We start from the raw sequence: 16435 nt of genomic DNA, 5'->3' as shown, positions 1-16435 counted from the left end.
AATGGTTATGAAATACGTTTACTTATTATCCACAATTGCTTTATTGGCAGCCCCTATTGCCACAACTTATGCTCAGTTAGTGGCAATCCCGGCCCGCACCACGGTAGAAGCTTTGGATCAACATCGCACTGTGCAGGTTTATAACAGCGGTGATAAACCACTTTATCTGGATATTACATTACAGCGCGTTGATAACCCTGGAATCAACCCAGAACAAAAGACATTGATCAGTGATATCACTCAACCTGAAATGATTTTTAATCCCAACCGCATTACCTTAGGGCCGAAGCAAAAACGCGACATTAAGCTATTGCCTTTGAAGGCACCCGCTCAAGAAACACTTTATCGCCTATATATCAACCCGATAGTCGATATCAAAGCGATTGGGAACAGTGAAGATAAAAGCAAAATACACGCCCCGATGACAGTCAGTATTGGTTACGGCGTGTTAGTTCATCATCTGCCGCCTCACGCAGAACAAATTCGTCATTGGCAGCATCAATGCCTGTCTGGGGGAAACCTCATGCTGACCTCCACTGGCACCATCCATAGCAAATTTAAGCAATTAAAATCAGCTGATAACTCCGCGCTGACCGACAGTCTTAATCTGTATCCCGGCACACCTGTCACCTTATCAGCCCAACAACTTATGGGTGAGGTAGATAATGAAACCTTTTCTATTCGTTGTGGCTAGTTTCCTGCCTGTTGGTACTTTTGCCGCAATAGATATCCAGCCACATGTGCTGGAAGTGCAGCAGAAAAGTGCAGTGGTTACAGTCACCAATCATGGTACTGAAACTGAATACATCACAGTGCAACTGTATCAGCTTAATAACCCTGGTGAATTACCTGAGCAGGAGTCACTGACCCCAGTCAGCGAACAAGTACAACCCGCACTGTTTGCTGCCCCGGCCAAAATGACTTTGGGGCCGCAACAGAGTGGGAAGATATTGCTTAACGCACTGAGTTCGCCGGATAAAGAGCAAGTTTATCGATTAGCGGTTACACCGGTGAATAACCGCAGTGTCAGCGGGAATGGTGCCGTATTGGGAGTGCAACTCAGCTATATGGGTTTGATCAGGCACTTGCCTGCCTCACAGCAACACCAATGGACACACCACTGTATTAACGGATCAGTGAAATTACACAATACCGGCAATACTCGCTTGCAATGGTATCAATTAGAAGCTCAGGGCCGAGTTATTGATGATTTTAATCTTTATCCCGGTAAGCAACGGCAACTGGCTGTCCGCGATGTAAGGGGAATGGTCGAGAGTGAGACTTTCAACTTGCGCTGCCCTGCTGGCAAAAAATAAGGAACGCTATGAATACACTAAAAATTGCACTGATATTACTGTTACTCCCCTTACAGGCCAGAGCAGATACCATTCCTCTGGGGGATATTGACGTTACGCTAGAAGTGACTGCGCAACCCAGAATCGAGATCGAAAAGCCACAAGGCGGCTGGTACCACAGCATCACACTAACAAGTACCCCAGAGAATCCTTCGCTTTATCAGGCCGAAGTGCCAATAACAGTAAAACTGCGCAGGCTGGAAGGATATCGTATTTCGGTGAAAAAACCGCTGGTACTCACCCGCCGCTCAGGGGGTGTCTACTCTCCAGTTAAGGAGTTCTCCCCTGCTAATATAAGCTGGGGTACGGATCATGCCAGCCTAAAGTTACTGTCTGATAATCCACAGACTTTTACCGTAGCAAAAAGCACATCGAGTCAGAGCACTACAGATTATCTATTGCAGATCTCCGCACAAGCCCCCAGTGGGCTGGATATAACCGGTAAATATTATGGTCAGCTAACATTATTGTTTGAAACAAATAGCTGAGATAATTAGTTGAAAAAAACAGTTGAGATAAATATCTGATGAGTCATGGAGAGACTATCAAATGAATATTAAAAGCAAAAAGTTACTATTAATTCTCATGTTGTTCATAATGCAACCCATAGCGATGGCCAATCCCTCTTTTTATCCCTATATCAAAAACTATTCTAATTGCTCAGTGACAGTATTAGAAGACAGTAGCATAGCGGTTTCTTTTCGTGCCCATTTGGTTAACGATCTATTTTCTGATGTAAACCCACATATTGAACAGTGGAAGCAGTTAATTAAAATTCCCGATGATGAATCCATTAAATTAATCCCACACCACGCCATACTTTCACTTTATTTTTATAACTATAATGGTGAAGAAAATCATAGTATTAACATTAGGAATATTAGTAATATTTTTCTCGATGGCGCTAATTCTAGCCATGCGAGTAATAACATTAAAGAGATAAAGTTTGATAGCAGTCCAGGTACATTTAGTCATACACACTATGATGTGTCATTCACGATTGCTGCTAATACACTTAAAAATATCAGAATCGGGGCAACAGTAGGTGGTGTGCTCAATAGAGGAGAACAACAATACTCTTTGCTTTCATCTAAAGGTCTCTCTTTTGGTTCAACAGGAAAACAATGCGAAATTTTTGATCCTCAGGCAGGAGTAGCACCAGAAGCCGTCAAAATAGATCCTAAATTTCGTTTATCCTCTGCAAGATGGCAATTAAAGCCTCTCGACTTAGACTTATTACTCGATAACACAGCTAATGGTGCTGGTTTAGATGCCTCATTAGAGAATGCAGAAAACAATCGTTTTTGTATTCATTATCAATCGATGGGGGTAAGACCTGTTTTACATAGAATTCAAGCTAACAACCTGAATGGATTATCTGCGGATCGTAATCATTTCCAATTAAAAGATAAAGATAAGATCATTAATTACCAGGTAATATTAATGACTGAAGGAATTAATTATGCTTTTTTCTTACCAGAAGATAATTATATTAATTACTTAAAAAAAGATGCAGAAAAAATGTGCTGGACACCAAAAATAAAGCTTTTCAGCACCAATACCACTGATAAAGGCAGTTATAGTGATACGCTAAATTTTACTATCACACCTTTAGCATAAAGAAATTAATAAGGCCCAGAGTTGGGCCTTAGAAAATAATAAGTTGAAAGAGTTGAATACCTAACCACCTAAATAAGCCGATCGCACGGCTTCATTTGCCAGTAATGCAGCTCCCGTATCCTCCAGTACAATACGGCCATTTTCCAGCACATAACCTCGGTCGGCCAACTTCAGTGCCTGATTCGCGTTCTGCTCAACCAGGAAGATGGTCATCCCCTCTTCCCTTAATTGTTGAATAGTATCAAATATTTGCAGAATAATAATCGGAGCCAATCCGAGAGACGGTTCATCCAACAGCAAAAGTTTAGGTTGGCTCATTAAAGCACGCCCAATCGCCAACATTTGCTGTTCACCACCAGACATAGTGCCAGCGCGCTGGGCCCGGCGTTCAAACAGCCGTGGGAATAAATCGTAAACCCGCTCGATACGTTGCTGATATTGCTGGCGATCGGCAAAAAATCCGCCCATCGCCAGGTTCTCTTCCACCGTCATGCGGGAAAATACCCTGCGCCCTTCCGGCACAATGGCAATTGCCTCGCGCATGATGCGTGCCGTCTGCCAGCTGGTAATATCCTGCTCGCCGAAAATAATACTACCTTCGGTGGCTCGCGGTTCGCCACACAATGTGCCCAACAGAGTTGTTTTACCCGCACCATTAGCACCAATCAATGTGACAATTTCACCTTGTTGGATGTGCAAACTAACCTGATGCAATGCCTGAATTTTGCCGTAATGGGCTGAAACTTGATTAAATGACAACATGTTAGGTTAATGCCTCGCCCGTTTTTTATTGGCCTGATAATAAGTTATTCACCCAAATAGGCTCGGATCACATCTGGATTATTACGAATTTCTATTGGTGAGCCTTGTGCCAACGGCGTTCCCTGATTCACCACATAAATACGATCAGAAATCCCCATCACCAGCTTCATATCATGCTCAATTAACAAGACCGAGACTTGGTGTTGGTCGCGCAATTCCATAATCAACTGATTCAGTTCATCAGTTTCTTTCGGGTTCAGGCCAGCAGCCGGTTCATCCAGCATCAATAGCTCAGGGCGAGTCACCATACAGCGAGCAATTTCCAAACGCCGTTGCTGACCGTAAGCCAGATTCCCCGCCTGACGGTTGGCCAGTTCCAATAATCCGACCCGCTCTAGCCAGGTTGCCGCTCGTTCCAATGCATCAGCCTCTGCCCGCCGAAAGCCCGGCGTTTTCAGCAAACCGGCAAACACACCACTTTTAAGATGCTGATGCTGTGCCACCAGTAGGTTCTCTACCACCGTCATCTCGCGGAACAAACGCACATGCTGGAAAGTACGAATCACCCCCATACGCGCAATAACTTGCCCAGGAAGCCCTTCGATATGGCGATCACGTAATTTAATTGTGCCGCCCGTCGGGCGATAGAAACCGGTCAGGCAGTTAAAGATTGTGGTTTTACCCGCGCCATTGGGGCCAATCAGCGAGACAATCTCCCCTTGATTGAGATTCAGGCCGACATTATTCACCGCCAATAACCCACCAAAGCGCATCGACAGCCCTTCGACCGCTAACAAAGGTTGCGTACTCATGCTTGTTCCCCCTGTTTAGCTTTGATATCAGCAACTTTCAGCTTCAACTGCGGCCTTTTCATCGGTAATAAGCCCTGTGGACGCCAAATCATCATCAATACCATCAATGCACCCAATAGCAACATACTGTACGCATTGAGATCACGCATTAATTCGCGTGACACCACCAGCAATACCGCCGCTAAGATAACAGCGAACTGCGACCCCATCCCACCTAATACCACAATCGCTAATACAAACGCCGATTCCACGAAAGTGAAGGACTCTGGGCTGACAAAACCTTGTCGAGCTGCAAACAATGTGCCGGCAAAGCCAGCAAAAGCAGCACTGATGGTAAACGCAGTCAATTTGATTTTAGTTGGGCTTAAACCCAAGGAGCGACAGGCGATTTCATCTTCGCGCAGTGCTTCCCAAGCCCGTCCCAGCGGCATACGCAGCAATCGGTTAATCACAAACAGGGTCAGGATCACCAGCAGCAGTGCCACCATATACAGGAAGATGATGCGGTCACTTGGATCATAAGTCAGGCCAAAGAAATTATGGAAAGTGTCCCAGCCCCCGTCTTTTGCGGTGCGGCTGAATTCCAAACCAAACAGTGTCGGTTTAGGAATTTGGCTAATCCCATTCGGCCCGCCGGTAATCTCCGTATTGTTGAGCAGCAAAATACGCACAATCTCACCGAAACCGAGTGTCACAATGGCTAAATAGTCCCCGCGCAGACGTAAAACCGGGAAGCCCAACAGGAAGCCCGACAGTGCTGCGACAATCCCCGCCAGAGGTAAACTCTCCCAGAAACCCAGACCGTAATAGTGATTTAGCAGCGCATAGGTATAAGCGCCAATAGCATAAAAACCACCGTAACCCAGTACCAACAGGCCTGATAGCCCAACCACGACGTTTAATCCCAAGCCCAACATGACGTAAATCAGTGTCAGAGTCGCGATATCCACGGAACCTCGGGAGACCAAGAATGGCCAGGCTATTGCGGCGATAATAATCGCAGCTGCTAATAACTTCTGGCGCGGGGTAGTGCCGTCAAAGCTGGGCAAAACCCATGCCGGGCCAGAGACTTTTTTAATCCCTTGCTGGATGAGTGGGCGCACCAATTGGAAGAAAAACACCACAATACACGCCGCGCCAATCCACAACCAGCGCACTTCTGAGGCTCCTTGTACAATGAGTTTGGTGCCGTCTAATTGCAACTGCAATCCCATCACAAACGAGGCGAGGACGAGCAAAACAAAACTGGAAATAATGGCGTTAAGGAAATTGAGTTGTTTCATACTTTTTCAACCTCCGGACGGCCTAAAATCCCGGTAGGCATCACTAATAGCACAACAATCAACAGTGCGAATGAAACTGCATCTTTGTATTCTGTGCTGAGATAAGCAGAAGTTAATGCTTCCGCGATCCCCAGAATCAAGCCACCGATCATCGCGCCCGGAATGCTGCCGATACCACCAAGTACAGCGGCGGTGAACGCTTTCATGCCGGCCATAAAGCCAATGTATGGGTTAATGACACCATAAAACTGCCCCAACAAGACCCCAGCGACAGCGGCCATCAGCGCACCGATTACGAAAGTCAGCGAGATAACACGGTCAGTATTAATGCCCAGCAAACTGGCCATTTTTAAATCTTCAGCACAGGCACGGCAAGCGCGCCCCATACGGGAATAACGGATAAAGAGTGTCAGCGCCAACATTGCCAGGAAGGTCACTATCCAAATGGTCAACTGCATGGTGCTAATGGTTGCGGCAAAGCCATTCGTTTCTGCTAGTGTCCACTGGCCGGTCACCAAACTTGGTAACGCCAGATCCCGCGAACCTTGGTTAAGGCTAACGTAGTTTTGCAGAAAGATAGACATCCCGATCGCCGAGATCAGCGCGATCAAGCGTTTAGAGCTGCGAACCGGTTTATACGCAACTCGCTCAATACTCCAACCATAAGTACTGGCAATGACAATTGAGACGAGAAAAGCAGAGCCTATCAATAACCAACTGGCATCAATCCCCACCATCATCAATGCGGCGATCACGATAAAGGAGACATAGCTGCTGATCATATACACTTCGCCGTGAGCGAAGTTGATCATGCCGATAATGCCGTACACCATGGTGTAACCGATGGCGATCAGCGCATAAGTGCTGCCCAACGTCACTCCGTTGAACATCTGTTGCAGGAAATAAAGAAACTGCTCTGACATACCCTAACCCTTTGATTCACTTGCCTGGCTGCCCTAGCCAACTACACCTAATCTACTGTGTGCAGTAAGGAAAAATCCCCCCGGAACGTGGGGGGATGCAGTTGGTAAAAGGGGCCGAATTGCTGCAACAACAACCCTATAACTTATTGATTCTAATATTATTTGACTGCGGTTGATGACCCATCCGCATGCCATTCAAAAATACCGAATTCAAACCCTTTCAGATCGCCTTTTTCATCCCAGCTCAATGGCCCCATCACTGTTTCCACCGGCTTACCAGTTTTCAGATCTTTGACCAAATCAGCAGGTTCCTGACTGCCACTACGTTCCATCGCGGTGGTCAGCGATTGCAGTGCGGCATAGGTTGTCCAAACGAACGGGCCAGTTGGGTCCAGTTTCTTCGCTTTCAGCGCATCAACGATAGGTTGGTTAGCAGGAACCTGATCATAACGTTTTGGCAAAGTCACCAGCATGCCTTCAGAAGCATCACCAGCGATATTAGACAGTGAGGAGTTACCAACGCCCTCTGGGCCCATAAAGCGTGCTGTCAAGCCAGCCTGCTTAGCCTGACGTAGGATTTGCCCCATCTCTGGGTAGTAACCGCCGAAATAAACAAAATCGACGTTCTCTTTCTTGAGACGAGCCACCAAGGTAGAGAAATCTTTATCACCTGCGGTTACACCTTCAAACAACACAGGTTCTGTGCCTTGTTTTTTCAAACTATCACGCACCGAGCGCGCCAAACCTTCACCGTATTGCTGCTTATCATGTACCACAGCAATGCGTTTTGGTTTGATGGTTTCAAGAATATATTTAGCCGCAGTTGGGCCTTGATCCGAGTCCAGACCAGTGGTTCGCATAATCATTTTGTAACCACGAGTGGTTAGATCAGCATTGGTCGCAGCAGGGGTGATCATAATCACGCCTTCATCTTCATAAATATCTGAAGCAGGCTGAGTTGAAGAGGAGCACAGGTGGCCGATAACGTAACGAATACCATCGTTAATTACTTTGTTAGCAACAGCTACGGCTTGTTTCGGGTCGCAGGCATCATCGTATTCCACGCCGACCAGTTTATCGCCTTTAATTCCGCCTTTGGCATTGATATCAGCAATAGCCTGACGTGCACCGGTAAATTCCATGTCACCATATTGGGCAACCGGGCCGGACATCGCGCCAACAATGGCAACTTTAATGTCTTTCGCCAGCACAGAATGGCTCATCGCCATTGCTATACACCCCGCCAGCAACACTTTACCTTTTGTTAATTTCATCCGCGAATTCCCCATCTGTCGTTGTGAACGTGCTTGTTGTGTTGGTCTTAACGTTTTATAGCGCCGTAACGTTTTATTCATAAGTAATAATGATTTAGTCTCAAAAGTGATGCTTTTTTCTAATAAGACTTTATTTTTCATGCCATTAAACAGGATTTTTATGCTGCAAATCAACTGAGACAAGCAGAAACAAGCGGTGTAAACAGCATAAAATTAGGATTAAATTGAATGGGTTTTGCGCAAATGCTAGTGAGTTGTGCTGGTTATGTGATCGTTTACTCTGTTAAAACTCGGAAAATGCAGTAACGAAAAAACATTTTCCCCCATGAACGTACAGAAAAACTTACACAACGCTCTGACCTGTGATCTAGTACAATAAACCACAGCCCTATAACCCTTGCTTCTTTGTGGTCTATTGACGATGAAACTGACTATTGAACGTTTAACAAACCTTACTCATCAGGATCTTATCGATTTAGCTAAAATTTGGCCCGAACAGCAACAAACCACTTGGCTGCAATGGATTAATGACGGCAAACCACTCTTTGCAGCGCGATTCAATGAGCGTTTACTCGGCGCAGTGAAAGTCATGGTGGATGGCCAACAGGCCGAGCTTGAGGATTTATATGTCAGGGAAGTGACGCGCCGGCGTGGGGTAGGGCTTTATCTTATTGAAGAAACGTTGCGGCAGTTACCCACCATTCAACAGTGGTATCTGAGTGATAAGCAAGTGGTAGCCGCAAACTACGAAGCAATGGGTAGCTTTATGCTGGCCTGTGGTTTTAGCCGCAATAAACAAGGCTGGCAACGGTAGGTTTTGGTAGGCTTTTTGGCAGTAAACATCAAAAAAGCAAAAGGGCGATATGAGTATCGCCCTTTCTTCGGATCACACAGCGTTATCTCGCTGTATTAGGCTTCAATCGCCATACGTAATTTTTTCATCGCATTCTTTTCAAGCTGACGAACACGCTCAGCAGATACGCCGTACTGATCAGCCAGCTCCTGCAGCGTTGACTTGTTGTCATCGTCCAGCCAACGAGCACGGATAATATGCTGACTCCGCTCGTCCAGCCCTTCCAAGGCATATGTCAATTTGTCTGCCGCATGGTTATCCCAGTTATCCTCTTCGATGCCATCGGCAAAGTCTGAGGTTTTATCCTGCAAATACAGGACAGGAGCCATAGATTGACCATCACGTACTTCATCATCTGGAGTTGGATCAAAAGTCATGTCTTGCGCAGACATGCGTGACTCCATCTCGCGAACATCTTTACTGGTCACACCCAGTTCTTTGGCAACCAGCTCGACTTCATCCTGATTGAACCAGCCCAGACGCTGCTTAGTTTTCCGCAGGTTAAAGAACAATTTACGCTGAGCTTTAGTGGTCGCAACTTTAACAATCCGCCAGTTACGCAGAACATATTCATGAATTTCTGCTTTGATCCAGTGTACCGCGAAGGACACCAGACGCACCCCAACTTCAGGGTTAAAACGGCGAACTGCTTTCATCAAGCCAATATTACCTTCCTGAATAAGGTCAGCCTGTGGCAAACCATAACCGGAATAGTTACGGGCAACATGAGCAACAAAGCGCAGGTGAGACAGGATTAGCTGTTTAGCCGCCTCCAGATCGCCCTGGTAATGCAGCCGTTCAGCCAGTTCCCGCTCTTCCTCTGCTGTCAGCATTGGATAGGCATTGGCAGCCCGAATATAGGCTTCCAGACTACCTTGGGGTACTAAGGCTAAAGTTTGCATTTCTTTGGTCATTCGAAACCCTCTCATTGCATGTTTATACCCGTCATATTTCAAACCGCAGGTTTGTTGGCTGCTTGCGTTCACCCGAATCACTTACTGATGTAAATTCATCGTGATTTTCTTACTTGCCGCCTTCCTGCTACTTGAAGTCTATTGGGCATATTAAATAGTGCAGATTTCTCTCAACGCCGATATTTTAGCATCTGCTTAAGCAGATTCAAGCGCTGGGCACCTTATCATTTCACTGTGTTGTTCGACCGATTATTGCCATAAAAGTTCAAACTGGATCACATTTTCTACCGCTGATCTTAGCAGATCACCTGTTGTGCGTTTCAGGCAGATTCAATGGGATTAAGCGGCCCACAATACCTCTTTCCCTGCCTCAAATGAACACCGCAGGGAAAGAGTATAACAAACATTTTTTACTGCGGTGTAAATCGGCGTAAATGTTGAACCGTTGCCAGCCAGGCGGCGATCCAGCCGATCATCGCCGAGATTAATACCAACAACAGGCATTCATCCCAGCTCAAACCATGTAGGGTAAAGCTGGTGCCAAACACCGTTGCTACCTGCGTCACAACGGAGCCTAGCTTCCATACCAGCGCTTCTGAGAGAATCAGTGATAACACCGCACCACCAAAGCCCAGCATCGCGCCACCATTCAGGAATGGCCGCAGAATAAACCCATCGGTTGCACCGATCAGCTTCATGACATTGATTGTATCACGGCGGCTAAAGATACTCAGACGTACACTGTTACCAATAACCAGGAATACGGCAACCACCATCAATACACCAATCATGGCCGCAACTTGTCCAACCAAGCCGGTTAATGCCGCTAAACGAGCAAACCAGCTGTCATCCATACGAACTTCCGCTACCCCTTCAACCTTACTCACCCGGTCGCGCAGAGTATCGAGGGTACCAGAGCTTTGGAAATCCAGCTTAGGCGTGATGATGGCCACGGCGGGCAACGGGTTTTCTTCCAACATATCCAGAGCACCGCCAAAACCAGACCAGTTGCGGAACTCACCCATCGCTTCTTCCCGCGACAGATAATTAACTTTCTCCACTCCGGCTTCTGTTTTCAGCGTAGTCACGACATTTTCAGCCGCGTTATCATCCAGCGCTTTATCCAGATAGACCGTCAATTGCGGGGTTGGATACCATTGATCCGCCGCCTGACTGACGTTTTTCCACACGATATAACACACGCTTGGCAAGGTCAGTGAGATGGCAATCACCATCACGGTTAACAATGTCGCCAATGGTTGGCGCATCATATCGGCAATAGCATTGACCCACGAATAGCGCCACTGCTCGCGCCAGCCGCCTTTCAGTGCCTTGGTTTTTGCTTTCTGCGCAGCACTATTATTCGCCATGATGCGCTCCTGACATCCGCCCCTGACTTAATGTCAGAATCGGGTAGCGACGCCGGGCAATTAACGACGTGTCGTGGGTTGCCATTAATACAGTAACGCCCACACGGTTAAATTCTTCAAACAAACGCAAAATACCTTCTGATAATGCATCATCCAGGTTACCAGTCGGTTCATCTGCCAGTAATACCGCCGGCTTGTTTACCACCGCGCGAGCAATACCGACACGCTGTTGCTCACCACCAGAAAGCTGAATTGGGAAATTCTTTGCTTTATCCAATAACCCGACTTTATCCAGCGCAGCTGACACCCTGCGGCGAATATCTTCGGTACTGGCACCAGCAATAATCAATGGCATAGCGACATTGTCATATACCGTTCTGTCCAACAGCAAATGGTGATCTTGGAAGATCATCCCGATCTGGCGGCGCAAAAAAGGCACTTCGCGGTTTTTCAGGCGGCTGATGTCATGACCACCAAACCAGATATGGCCGGCACTGGGGCGCTCAATGCCACAAATCAGTTTCAGCAGAGTACTTTTCCCTGCACCGGAATGGCCGGTCAAAAACGCCATTTCCGCCGGACGCAGATGAAAATCTACCCCTTGCAGCGCCTGTCGTCCGCCCAGATAAGCTTTACTGACCTGTTCAAAGCGAATCATCCGTATTAATCCTCTCGGGCAAAAAGAGCCTCAATAAAATCGTCAGCCTTAAATGGCCGTAAATCCTCTATACCTTCCCCAACACCGATATAACGGATTGGGATACCGAACTGATCTGCGATGGCAAAAATCACCCCGCCCTTAGCGGTACCATCAAGTTTAGTCAGAGTGATTCCGGTCAGACCTACTGCTTCATTAAACAGTTTTGCCTGACTAACCGCATTTTGTCCGGTACTGGCATCCAACGTCAGCATAACCTCATGAGGGGCATCGCCGTCCAGCTTTTTCATCACTCGGACAATCTTCTTCAGCTCTTCCATCAAATGGGCTTTATTTTGCAAACGCCCGGCAGTATCAGCCAACAACACGTCGATACCACGCGCTTTAGCAGCCTGAATAGCATCGAAAATAACTGACGCTGAGTCTGCACCAGTATGCTGTGCGACGACAGCAATCTTGTTGCGATCACCCCAGACTTGTAGCTGCTCTACTGCCGCTGCACGGAAAGTATCACCCGCAGCCAGCATGACGGATTTCCCTTCAGCTTGGAATTGGCGTGCCAACTTACCGATGGTGGTTGTTTTACCCACCCCATTGACGCCAACCATTAAGATGACAAACGGATTTTTACCACTGACATCCAATGGCTTATCTACTTTGGACAAAATTTCAGACATTTCCTCTTTGAGCTTGCCATACAGAGCTTCAGCATCTTTTAGTTGCTTACGGCTGGCATGTTCTGTCAGAGAGGTAATAATTTTACGGGTTGTTTCGACGCCAACGTCGGCGATCAGGAGCTGTTCTTCCAGTTCTTCAAACAGATCGTCGTCGATTTTCTTACCGCTGAACAACCCCATAAAACCGGAGCCAAGATTCTGCTTGGTTTTGATTAAGCTGCGTTTTAAACGGGCAAAAAAGCCTTCTTTGGTTGGCCGCTCTTGTTCTTGAGCCACAACCGCTACGACTTCCTCTTCAGCTTCAATTTCTTCTTCAAGAACAACCGGTTCTTCAATAACCTCAGCCTGAGACTCTTCCACAATAGCTTGCGGTGCTGGTGTATCAATAACGACATGGTGTTCCGTCAACGGTAATTCTGGCGCACTGACGGTGCCTTCATCCCATGAGTCAACCTTGTCTTTATCATCGTGATTTTGTGAGAAATGATGCTGTAAATACTGCGGATCTTCAGCGAAATTTATAGGCTCTTCAACTGATTGCGCAGCCGGTTCCGCCCCGACTTCCGGCAAGGTTTCAGCCGCGACTTCACTGATCGCGGTGCTATCCCATTCACCTGGCGCCAGTGTAGAATGCTCAGCCACAGACTCGCGTGCTTCTGCCTCGACAGAGGTGTTATCGGGCGCTATTTCAGCCTGTTTTTCGCTGAGAACCTGCTCTTCAATAGCTGGATTTTCAACAACTTGCTCAGCCGTCTCTTCTTTCTCAGTAGCCAATGGCTCTGCGGTGTGTTCTTCATTCTGACGGCCTAAGCCCAGCCAGGAAAAAAATCCACGTTTTTTTTCTTTTGCCATTTTTGGACTCTAATTACTTTGGGTTTGCATAAATAAGATAATAGTTCGCAAGTCTATCACTTTCCCCTGAACAGCAACACGCACACGATGCTGCTTTCTATTGTGAATTCAATCAACAAAGGTTTAACGTTTCCCCCACACTGCACACATAGGTAGAATGAGGGTTAACTTTTATATTCAGTGCTGCAATACTGGCCAATTTTCAAGCAAAGCAATCTATGGCAAAGCGACCTTTAGCAAAGCGATCTACTACCGAGCGATCTATAACAACGGCAAAACAAGCGCCACAACAGTCGGCAGGCCAAATCCGCATCATCGGCGGTAAATGGCGTGGGCGCAAATTACCGGTGCCGGTTAGCCCTGGGCTACGCCCTACCACCGACCGTGTCAGAGAAACCCTATTCAACTGGCTCGCCCCCATGATTCAAGGTGCCCGATGCCTGGATTGCTTTGCGGGCAGCGGTGCCTTAGGGCTGGAGGCACTATCCCGCTATGCCGGCTTTACCGTTCTGTTAGAAGCTGACAGACATGTCGCTAAGCAATTGAGCAATAACCTGGCGTTATTGAGTGCCGACAATGGCCAAGTGGTCAATACCAACTCTTTACAATGGTTAGCCCAGCCAGGGCAGCCTTTTGATCTGGTTTTCCTTGATCCCCCTTTTCGTAAAGGTTTGCTGGCGGAAACAGTCAATTTATTAGAGCAATTCAACTGGTTGACAGCTGATGCCTGGATTTATGTTGAAGCAGAGGCCGAAAGTGCCGCCGCAGATGTCCCTGCCAGTTGGCAGTTACATCGAGAGAAAATTGCCGGGCAGGTTGCCTACCGCCTCTATATTCGTAACAAAGATGTTCCCCAAGACCGGGTATCAGTTGAAGAACAGGAGCAACATCATGTGGATTAATATCGGCCGGTTATTGATGTTAGGGGTATGGTTTTTCCTACTACTGAATCTATTCCAGCCGTTCCCTAAGCCTTTGAGATATTTTATTGATGTCGCTATGATCTTCATGGTCTTGATGCATGGATTACAACTGATATTACTTAAATCCACGCAGCCCAAAGACCAGCCAATCAGTGGATTACAACAATTTAAAATTTTTGTATTCGGGGTTTTCGAGCTGTTGGCCTGGCAAAAGAAACAACCGCCACTACCTAAAAAATAATACCCACTGTCGCTACATATATTTCTGTTACGGCGACAGGTTATTTAGCGACTGAATTTGGGGCAAAGCTAATATAGCGAGTCCCTTGAAGGCGTAGAGTGCCCTTTGCGCCTTGCTCGATACGATTATATTCCTGCTGTGGAAGTACTATTTTGATTTCATTGCTCTTTTTTACTTCCACCCCGCTCAGCAACGGTTGAAAATAAACTTCATAGCGTTTTTCTTCTGCCACAATCTCTTCACGCTGCCGTGAACGACGATTGGGGGCTAAAACCTCACGTTTATCGATAACTTCAACTTGTAAACTACGTACAGGTGAGCGGTCATTTTCCGCATCTTGCCGTTTCTTCTGCCAGTACTGACGTGTTGCCAGCACCACAATCAATACCACCACGGCAATAAATAATAATGGAGGTTTATTCATCATAATCTTACCCACTAAATCTCACTCTGAAGAGGGATTTAAGGTTTATTACCCGGCAGATAAGGGAAGCTCATCACGTTACTGCCCAGTTCGGAGATTCGGGCGCTGCCCTTTTCAGTTACTGCGTCAATGCGAATCACTGAATGAAGGGGGATATAGCTACGGTTAACACCGGAAAATTCTGTCTTCAATTTTTCTGTGGAGGGGTCAACCAGCAAGGTCGATTGACTATCAAAGACAAAATCAGCAATTTCAATAAACCCAAACAAAGCACTTGGGCCGACTTCTCGGACATAGAGCTGATAATTCTTGCCGTTATTTATAAACTGAATGCGATAAAGCAACTGTTCATTGGCCATGTGCTATTGCCTCTATCCCTTGATTTAGCGAACGGAAATCGGCGTTAACATAACATGTGGGCCGGACAAGACCAAGACTTCAACTGGCCGACCTCTCCACTAAACCTGATTATGCGCACTACTACGCATTAAGTGGCACAAATCATGCAATTCACTGTAGTGTTGCTATCACTCTTGTGTTCCATCCCTTACACTTAATTAATGTATTATCAGAGTTGTTGGCATTGCGGATTATCATTACAACACAGGTATTTTCACTGAAACCTGTATAGAAAAAAGGATAAATAATGAGCTGGCCATTCCTTGCTGTATTCTTTTCTGGTTGGTTGTTTGTTGATGCAACTTACCGAGGCCCACGCTGGCAACGCTGGGTATTCAAACCCGTCACTCTGTTACTGTTGCTGTTACTTGCATGGCAAGCACCTATTCTTGGCCCTGCGGGCTATCTGATTGTTTTAGGCCTATTGGCAACACTGGTTGCTGACGCCTTATTGCTGCTACCCAGTGAGCGCTTACTTTATGCTCTGGGTGCATTCTTCCTCTCTCATTTACTGTATACCATCAGTTTTGCCAGCCAGATGACATTCACCCTATTCTGGCCGCTTCCCTTGGTACTCATTATTGTGGGTGCATTGCTGTTAGCCACAATCTGGACTCGGCTGGATGAAATGCGCTGGCCTGTGGTTGCTTTCGTCGGAATGACATTGCTTATGGTATGGATGGCAGGCGAACAATACTTTGCGCGTAGCACAGACATGAGCTTCTCATTGCTGACCGGGACGGTGCTATTGTTGGTATCCCACACCATCTGGCTGCTAAACCGCTATCGTTTTTCTTTCCGGGCTTCAGATGCCATCGTCGCTGGATGCTATTTTGTCGGGCACTTTCTAATTGTCAGGTCGCTATACTTGTAACTAACCTATTACTGTACAACATAATTTTTTAATTTCTCTTTTTCGAAATGCTATTTTGCCAAGTTATCTTTTGCAATAGTAATGCAACCATAGGGTTCCAAGGATGGAGCCTGAATATCAAACGCAGCATGCGTTCCTTTTCGTTATACCCTTATCTTGGCATCAACCCCGCTTAGTAATTATTCTCATTTACCCTCTTGACTCTGGAGTTGACTCCAAGG

19 protein-coding genes are annotated in these 16435 nt (G+C 46.6%); 8 read left to right on the top strand and 11 right to left on the bottom strand.

What is annotated here, in order from left to right; all coding sequences use genetic code 11:
• The first annotated feature begins 7 nt into the window (after positions 1-7).
• The 4 genes from FGL26_RS17180 (at position 8) to FGL26_RS17165 (ending at position 2975) form a co-directional block, all read left to right on the top strand.
• On the top strand, positions 8-694 hold the full coding sequence (locus FGL26_RS17180; RefSeq protein WP_005176336.1) for a hypothetical protein: 687 nt from the start codon (positions 8-10) through the stop codon (positions 692-694).
• Positions 666-1316 carry a fimbrial biogenesis chaperone gene (locus FGL26_RS17175; RefSeq protein ID WP_005176339.1) on the top strand — a complete coding sequence of 217 codons (651 nt, stop codon included), beginning with the start codon at positions 666-668 and terminating at the stop codon, positions 1314-1316. Before FGL26_RS17180 ends, FGL26_RS17175 begins: the two co-directional genes overlap by 29 nt.
• A gap of 8 nt (positions 1317-1324) precedes the next feature.
• A complete protein-coding gene (locus FGL26_RS17170) occupies positions 1325-1843 on the top strand; it encodes a hypothetical protein (RefSeq protein ID WP_005176342.1) in 519 nt (172 codons plus the stop codon).
• Between the two features lie 61 nt (positions 1844-1904).
• Positions 1905-2975 (top strand): hypothetical protein, encoded by a 1071-nt coding sequence (locus FGL26_RS17165; protein ID WP_011815357.1) that lies wholly within the window; start codon positions 1905-1907, stop codon positions 2973-2975.
• Positions 2976-3035: 60 nt separating this feature from the next.
• Here FGL26_RS17165 and livF read toward each other — a convergent pair whose 3' ends face one another.
• The 5 genes from livF to FGL26_RS17140 form a co-directional block, all read right to left on the bottom strand.
• Positions 3036-3737: a high-affinity branched-chain amino acid ABC transporter ATP-binding protein LivF gene (livF, locus tag FGL26_RS17160; RefSeq protein ID WP_005176347.1), complete on the bottom strand. Its 702-nt coding sequence runs from the start codon at positions 3735-3737 to the stop codon at positions 3036-3038.
• Between the two features lie 44 nt (positions 3738-3781).
• A complete protein-coding gene (livG, locus tag FGL26_RS17155; protein WP_005176349.1) occupies positions 3782-4549 on the bottom strand; it encodes a high-affinity branched-chain amino acid ABC transporter ATP-binding protein LivG in 768 nt (255 codons plus the stop codon).
• On the bottom strand, positions 4546-5832 hold the full coding sequence (locus FGL26_RS17150; protein WP_005176352.1) for a high-affinity branched-chain amino acid ABC transporter permease LivM: 1287 nt from the start codon (positions 5830-5832) through the stop codon (positions 4546-4548). The genes livG and FGL26_RS17150 overlap by 4 nt, the downstream gene beginning before the upstream one ends.
• Complete coding sequence (gene livH, locus FGL26_RS17145; RefSeq protein WP_005163935.1) at positions 5829-6755, bottom strand: high-affinity branched-chain amino acid ABC transporter permease LivH; 927 nt, start codon at positions 6753-6755, stop codon at positions 5829-5831. The genes FGL26_RS17150 and livH overlap by 4 nt, the downstream gene beginning before the upstream one ends.
• A gap of 158 nt (positions 6756-6913) precedes the next feature.
• Positions 6914-8029, bottom strand: a complete 1116-nt coding sequence (locus tag FGL26_RS17140; protein WP_005163937.1) for a branched-chain amino acid ABC transporter substrate-binding protein — start codon at positions 8027-8029, stop codon at positions 6914-6916.
• Between the two features lie 421 nt (positions 8030-8450).
• Between FGL26_RS17140 and panM the strand changes: the two genes are divergently transcribed.
• Positions 8451-8843 (top strand): aspartate 1-decarboxylase autocleavage activator PanM, encoded by a 393-nt coding sequence (panM, locus tag FGL26_RS17135; RefSeq protein ID WP_005176356.1) that lies wholly within the window; start codon positions 8451-8453, stop codon positions 8841-8843.
• A gap of 95 nt (positions 8844-8938) precedes the next feature.
• Here the strand turns inward: panM and rpoH are convergent, their stop codons facing one another.
• The 4 genes from rpoH to ftsY all read right to left on the bottom strand — a co-directional run bounded on the left by rpoH (position 8939) and on the right by ftsY (position 13353).
• Complete coding sequence (gene rpoH, locus FGL26_RS17130) at positions 8939-9796, bottom strand: RNA polymerase sigma factor RpoH (RefSeq protein ID WP_005163942.1); 858 nt, start codon at positions 9794-9796, stop codon at positions 8939-8941.
• Between the two features lie 410 nt (positions 9797-10206).
• Positions 10207-11166, bottom strand: a complete 960-nt coding sequence (gene ftsX / locus FGL26_RS17125; RefSeq protein ID WP_005176360.1) for a permease-like cell division protein FtsX — start codon at positions 11164-11166, stop codon at positions 10207-10209.
• On the bottom strand, positions 11156-11824 hold the full coding sequence (gene ftsE / locus FGL26_RS17120) for a cell division ATP-binding protein FtsE (protein ID WP_004391337.1): 669 nt from the start codon (positions 11822-11824) through the stop codon (positions 11156-11158). Before ftsE ends, ftsX begins: the two co-directional genes overlap by 11 nt.
• Positions 11825-11829: 5 nt before the next feature.
• Positions 11830-13353, bottom strand: coding sequence for a signal recognition particle-docking protein FtsY (ftsY, locus tag FGL26_RS17115; RefSeq protein ID WP_005176365.1), 1524 nt, complete (start codon positions 13351-13353; stop codon positions 11830-11832).
• A 218-nt stretch (positions 13354-13571) separates the two neighbouring features.
• Here ftsY and rsmD point away from each other — a divergent pair, with 218 nt between their 5' ends.
• Positions 13572-14255 (top strand): 16S rRNA (guanine(966)-N(2))-methyltransferase, encoded by a 684-nt coding sequence (gene rsmD / locus FGL26_RS17110; RefSeq protein WP_005176368.1) that lies wholly within the window; start codon positions 13572-13574, stop codon positions 14253-14255.
• Positions 14245-14517, top strand: a complete 273-nt coding sequence (locus tag FGL26_RS17105; protein WP_005163952.1) for a DUF1145 family protein — start codon at positions 14245-14247, stop codon at positions 14515-14517. Before rsmD ends, FGL26_RS17105 begins: the two co-directional genes overlap by 11 nt.
• Before the next feature lie 40 nt (positions 14518-14557).
• On the opposite strand, the gene FGL26_RS17100 is transcribed toward FGL26_RS17105, so the two are convergent.
• Together FGL26_RS17100 and FGL26_RS17095 are read right to left on the bottom strand one after the other, a co-directional pair.
• Complete coding sequence (locus FGL26_RS17100) at positions 14558-14941, bottom strand: DUF2500 domain-containing protein (protein WP_005176369.1); 384 nt, start codon at positions 14939-14941, stop codon at positions 14558-14560.
• A 38-nt stretch (positions 14942-14979) separates the two neighbouring features.
• On the bottom strand, positions 14980-15300 hold the full coding sequence (locus tag FGL26_RS17095; RefSeq protein WP_005163956.1) for a DUF1820 family protein: 321 nt from the start codon (positions 15298-15300) through the stop codon (positions 14980-14982).
• A gap of 287 nt (positions 15301-15587) precedes the next feature.
• On the opposite strand from FGL26_RS17095, the gene FGL26_RS17090 reads away from it, so the two are divergent.
• Positions 15588-16214: a lysoplasmalogenase gene (locus FGL26_RS17090; RefSeq protein WP_005176373.1), complete on the top strand. Its 627-nt coding sequence runs from the start codon at positions 15588-15590 to the stop codon at positions 16212-16214.
• The last annotated feature ends 221 nt before the right edge of the window (positions 16215-16435 follow it).

Origin of the sequence: Yersinia enterocolitica subsp. enterocolitica (genome assembly GCF_901472495.1) — a bacterium.
In the GTDB taxonomy this organism is placed as follows: Bacteria; Pseudomonadota; Gammaproteobacteria; order Enterobacterales; family Enterobacteriaceae; genus Yersinia; species Yersinia enterocolitica.
The sequence above is the reverse complement of the archived record's forward strand: the minus strand, read 5'-3'. Positions and strand labels throughout refer to the sequence as shown.